This window comes from Enterobacter sp. CC120223-11, assembly GCF_900215375.1.
Lineage (GTDB): Bacteria > Pseudomonadota > Gammaproteobacteria > Enterobacterales > Enterobacteriaceae > Scandinavium.
Window position 1 is genome coordinate 1 of sequence record NZ_OBEF01000032.1, and the last position, 4,449, is coordinate 4,449.

A 4,449-nucleotide genomic window follows, 5' to 3' on the forward strand; every position below is an offset into this window, starting at 1 on the left:
CGAGCTTTTTCTTCTGGTGCGTTATCGATCTGGTCGAATGCGCGAGCAGCACCGCCGTAGGTTTTAGCCAGTACGGTAGTGATTGCAGCAGTCAGCGTTGTTTTACCATGGTCAACGTGGCCGATAGTACCGACGTTAACGTGCGGTTTTGTACGTTCAAACTTTTCTTTAGACATCGATTGTCCCTCTAAGACACGGATAAATCGGTGATATCACCACATCAACCAGGCAACATGCCTGACTTGTTGAATGCAATTAACAGAGAGAAACAGGGAGGAGGAGATTGAAGTGGTGCTGATACCCAGAGTCGAACTGGGGACCTCACCCTTACCAAGGGTGCGCTCTACCAACTGAGCCATATCAGCACGTTTGGAGCGGGCAGCGGGAATCGAACCCGCATCATCAGCTTGGAAGGCTGAGGTAATAGCCATTATACGATGCCCGCATCCTGAAACTCGGCTACCCAGTTCTTTCTGTAACAAAAAAGAGATTTCTCTCTTTTCTTGTTCGAGTTGGCGATTTACTTCTACCAACTCAGGCGGCGTAAACGCTGCCAGAAAGTGGTGGTGGGGGAAGGATTCGAACCTTCGAAGTCTGTGACGGCAGATTTACAGTCTGCTCCCTTTGGCCGCTCGGGAACCCCACCGGACTTGATGGTGCCGACTACCGGAATCGAACTGGTGACCTACTGATTACAAGTCAGTTGCTCTACCTACTGAGCTAAGTCGGCATCAAGTAGCGCGCATTCTAGGGAGACATGGCGGGGCATGCAACTAAAAAATTGCATAAAACGATCTCTTGCTCACATTTTGCGCATAACCACGTAAAAATGGTGCAAATTCCGCCATCTGCGAACAAAAAACAGGCACAGGATCTCATTTAGCCCACCCTGTTTCTGTACCGCAGTATAGAAAGCCTATCATCTGTTCACTCGAGGCACCTCTATAACGCCACTCAAGCGTTTAAAAGGAAGCCCGGCATGTTGCATTGTGCCGAAAGCATCACTAAATCCGATTTTTTCTTCTTATTCCCTTCATTCTGGTGTTAACCTCCTGCCCATTGTCCTGATTAACTGAATGTCCCACATCATCGGTTTTCCGCACCCGAAGCTGGTGATAGTGAGCAGAACATGCTTATGAGCAAAAAAGAGCAAACGTTAATGACGCCGTACCTACAGTTCAACCGCAGCCAATGGGCTGCACTTCGTGATTCCGTGCCGATGACGTTAACTGAAGGCGAAATCACCCGTCTGAAAGGCATAAACGAAGATTTGTCGCTGGAAGAAGTGGCTGAGATCTATCTGCCACTGTCGCGTTTGCTGAACTTCTATATAAGCTCTAACCTTCGCCGCCAGGCCGTACTCGAACAGTTCCTGGGGACGAATGCGCCGCGTATTCCTTATGTTATCAGTATCGCAGGTAGCGTGGCGGTGGGTAAAAGTACCACGGCTCGAGTCCTTCAGGCATTACTCAGCCGCTGGCCGGAACATCGCCGCGTGGAATTGATTACCACCGACGGCTTCCTGCATCCTAACGAAGTGTTGAAAGATCGCGGGCTGATGAAGAAGAAAGGCTTTCCTCAGTCCTATGATATGCATCGCCTGGTGAAGTTTGTTTCAGACATTAAGTCTGGTGCGGCCGATGTGACAGCCCCGGTTTATTCCCACTTAATATATGATGTTATTTCTGATGGTGATAAGACGGTCACGCATCCAGATATCCTTATTCTTGAAGGTCTGAACGTTTTGCAAAGCGGGATGGACTATCCGCACGATCCTCATCATGTATTCGTTTCCGATTTTGTCGACTTCTCTATTTATGTCGACGCCCCGGAAGATCAGTTGAAAAACTGGTATATCAATCGCTTCCTGAAATTCCGCGAAGGCGCGTTCACCGATCCGGATTCTTATTTCCACAACTATGCAAAATTATCCAAAGATGAAGCGACCAACGTCGCCACGGCATTGTGGAATGAAATCAATCTATTGAATCTAAAAGAAAATATTCTTCCCACGCGCGAAAGGGCAAGTTTGATATTGACCAAAAGTGCTAACCACTCCGTCGAACAGGTACGGTTGCGGAAATAAAAAAAGGGAGCTTTGGCTCCCTTTTTTTATTCTGCGCTTCTGAGTGAGATTTCCCCACCCATCCAGGGCTTAATTACTCCATCCTGCTCAAGCAATAATGCTCCCTGCGTATCAATGCCACGAGAAGTACCAAATATTTCTTTCTCGCCAATAATCAATTTCACCGGACGATTTATAAAGTTATCCAGTTTTTCCCAGCGAGGGAGATAAGGCGCCAGGCCCTCTTGCTCAAACAGCAACAACGCAGCTCGTAGTTCTTTAATTAAACGCACGGCAAGAGTGTTTCGATCAATTTTGATTCCGGCTTCCTGCAAATTAATCCATCCTTGATTAATCACATCGGATTCCACTCGTCGCATAGCGAGGTTAATTCCAGCGCCAATGACAATTTGCGCCGCGTCTCCCGTCTTACCAGTGAGTTCAACCAGAATGCCAGCAAGCTTGCGATCCAGCAGATAGAGGTCGTTCGGCCATTTTACGCGAACTTTATCTGCGCCGAGGCTGTGCAACACTTCAGCCATTACGATACCAATAACAAGGCTCAGGCCAATCGCTGCGGCTGGCCCTTGCTCAAGTCGCCAGTACATTGATAAATAGAGATTCGCACCAAAGGGCGAGAACCATTTACGCCCACGGCGACCGCGGCCCGCCTGCTGGTATTCCGCGACACATACATCACCCGAACGAAGCGACGCCAGCCTGTCCATCAAATACTGGTTGGTGGAATCAATAACAGGGAGCACCGTAACGGCACCTTCGCTGATGCTGCTGCGGATAAGATCTTCATTCAGCAGTTGAATGGGCTCCGGCAAACTGTAGCCTTTTCCTGGAACCGTAAACACATCCACACCCCAGTCGCGCAGCGTCTGTATGTGTTTATTAATCGCCGCCCGACTCATCCCCAGGCTCTCGCCGAGGTGCTCTCCGGAATGGAAATCACCATCCGATAGAACCGAGATCAGCTTTAATGGCACCGTATTATCCTTCACGCGATCACCTCCACCGCATTGACTTCACCCTGAGCACCAATAAACCGTACTTCAGGCTCCAGCCACACATCAAATTTTTCTCCGACCTGCTGGCGCACATAGCGAGCCAGCGCAACAACGTCGTCGCTGGTCGCATTGTCTTCATTAATCAAAACCAGTGCCTGATGGCGATGCACCATGGCACCACCAACTCTCGCGCCTTTCAGCTGACACTGATCGATAAGCCAGCCCGCCGCAAGTTTGACGCTGCCATCTGCCTGTGGGTAGTGTGGTGCACTCGGGAAAGCAGCCAGGAGCTTTTCTGCCGCCGTGCTGTTAATCACTGGGTTTTTGAAGAAGCTGCCAGCATTACCGTTCACTTTAGGGTCCGGTAACTTTGTGATACGCATGTGGCAGACAGCATCAAAAACCTGCTGTGGCGTGACAGTTTGAGGATCCAGTCGGGTCAGGTCGCCATAGCTTAGTACCGGGTGCCAGGCTTTGGCTAACTTTAACCCTACAGCCACAATGACATAGCGGTCCTGATATTCATGCTTAAAGATGCTGTCGCGATAGCCAAACCGGCACTCTTCCGCACTTAGTCGTTTTTGTAAACCAGTAGAGAGCTCAATGCAGTCGACATATGCACAGACGCGCTGCAGTTCCACGCCGTAAGCGCCGATATTCTGAATAGGTGATGAGCCTGTGCAACCGGGAATAAGTGCCAGATTTTCAAGGCCGGGCATCCCCTTCTCAAGGGTGTATTTAACGAGACTATGCCAGTTCTCACCCGCTCCAACATGCAGGAGCCATGCATCTGGCAGTTCACTCACCTCGATCCCTTTAAGACGGTTGATCAGGACAACACCAGAATAATCCTCTAAAAAAAGGACATTACTACCTTCGCCTAAAATGAGGACAGGCAGGTTTTCAGAGGTTGCCTGCTGCCAGACATTAAGGAGTTGAATTGCATTTTCCGCGTGGACAACTTGGCGGGCATGACGATCGATACCAAAGGTATTCCAGGGCTTTAAGGAGTGATTCATAGTGGCTTCCAGATGCAAGATCCCGGCTAGTTTACCGTATTCAGGCAATGAAGGCTTGTGGATATGTCTGTGGAAAGGCTGCGGACAAACGCAAAAAAACCCCATGCTTTCGCATGAGGTTTTCTTGTCTGTTTGATGCCTGGCAGTTGTATGCCGGGCGTCCTGCCCGTCACCCTCCGGGCAGCACGGTCGTGCTGTGAAAATCCGTTCCCGACTGATTTGTCCTGCTCCGGAGAGCGTTCACCGACAAACCGCAGATAAGACAAAAGGCCCAGTCTTTCGACTGAGCCTTTCGCTTTATTTGATGCCTGGCAGTTCCCTACTCTCGCATGGGGAGACCCCACACTAC

The 4,449-nt window shown here is 49.8% G+C and carries 4 protein-coding genes and 4 tRNA genes; 1 reads left to right on the plus strand and 7 read right to left on the minus strand.

Annotated features, from left to right (window positions below; translation table 11 throughout):
* The 5 genes from CRO87_RS22105 to CRO87_RS22125 form a co-directional block, all read right to left on the minus strand.
* Nucleotides 1-176 (minus strand): GTP-binding protein (locus CRO87_RS22105; RefSeq protein ID WP_000031655.1); only part of this gene is annotated, 176 nt, incomplete at its 3' end.
* Nucleotides 177-289: 113 nt separating this feature from the next.
* Nucleotides 290-365: transfer RNA gene (locus CRO87_RS22110), tRNA-Thr, on the minus strand.
* A gap of 5 nt (nt 366-370) precedes the next feature.
* Nucleotides 371-445 (minus strand) — tRNA-Gly (locus CRO87_RS22115).
* 116 nt (nt 446-561) lie between these two features.
* Nucleotides 562-646, minus strand: a tRNA-Tyr gene (locus tag CRO87_RS22120).
* Between the two features lie 8 nt (nt 647-654).
* A tRNA-Thr gene (locus CRO87_RS22125) sits at nt 655-730 on the minus strand.
* 405 nt (nt 731-1,135) lie between these two features.
* Here CRO87_RS22125 and coaA point away from each other — a divergent pair.
* On the plus strand, nt 1,136-2,086 hold the full coding sequence (coaA, locus tag CRO87_RS22130) for a type I pantothenate kinase (protein WP_097165040.1): 951 nt from the start codon (nt 1,136-1,138) through the stop codon (nt 2,084-2,086).
* A gap of 26 nt (nt 2,087-2,112) precedes the next feature.
* Here coaA and birA read toward each other — a convergent pair whose 3' ends face one another.
* Complete coding sequence (gene birA / locus CRO87_RS22135; protein WP_097165041.1) at nt 2,113-3,075, minus strand: bifunctional biotin--[acetyl-CoA-carboxylase] ligase/biotin operon repressor BirA; 963 nt, start codon at nt 3,073-3,075, stop codon at nt 2,113-2,115.
* Nucleotides 3,072-4,100 carry a UDP-N-acetylmuramate dehydrogenase gene (gene murB / locus CRO87_RS22140; RefSeq protein ID WP_097165042.1) on the minus strand — a complete coding sequence of 343 codons (1,029 nt, stop codon included), beginning with the start codon at nt 4,098-4,100 and terminating at the stop codon, nt 3,072-3,074. Before murB ends, birA begins: the two co-directional genes overlap by 4 nt.
* Nucleotides 4,101-4,449: the final 349 nt, after the last annotated feature.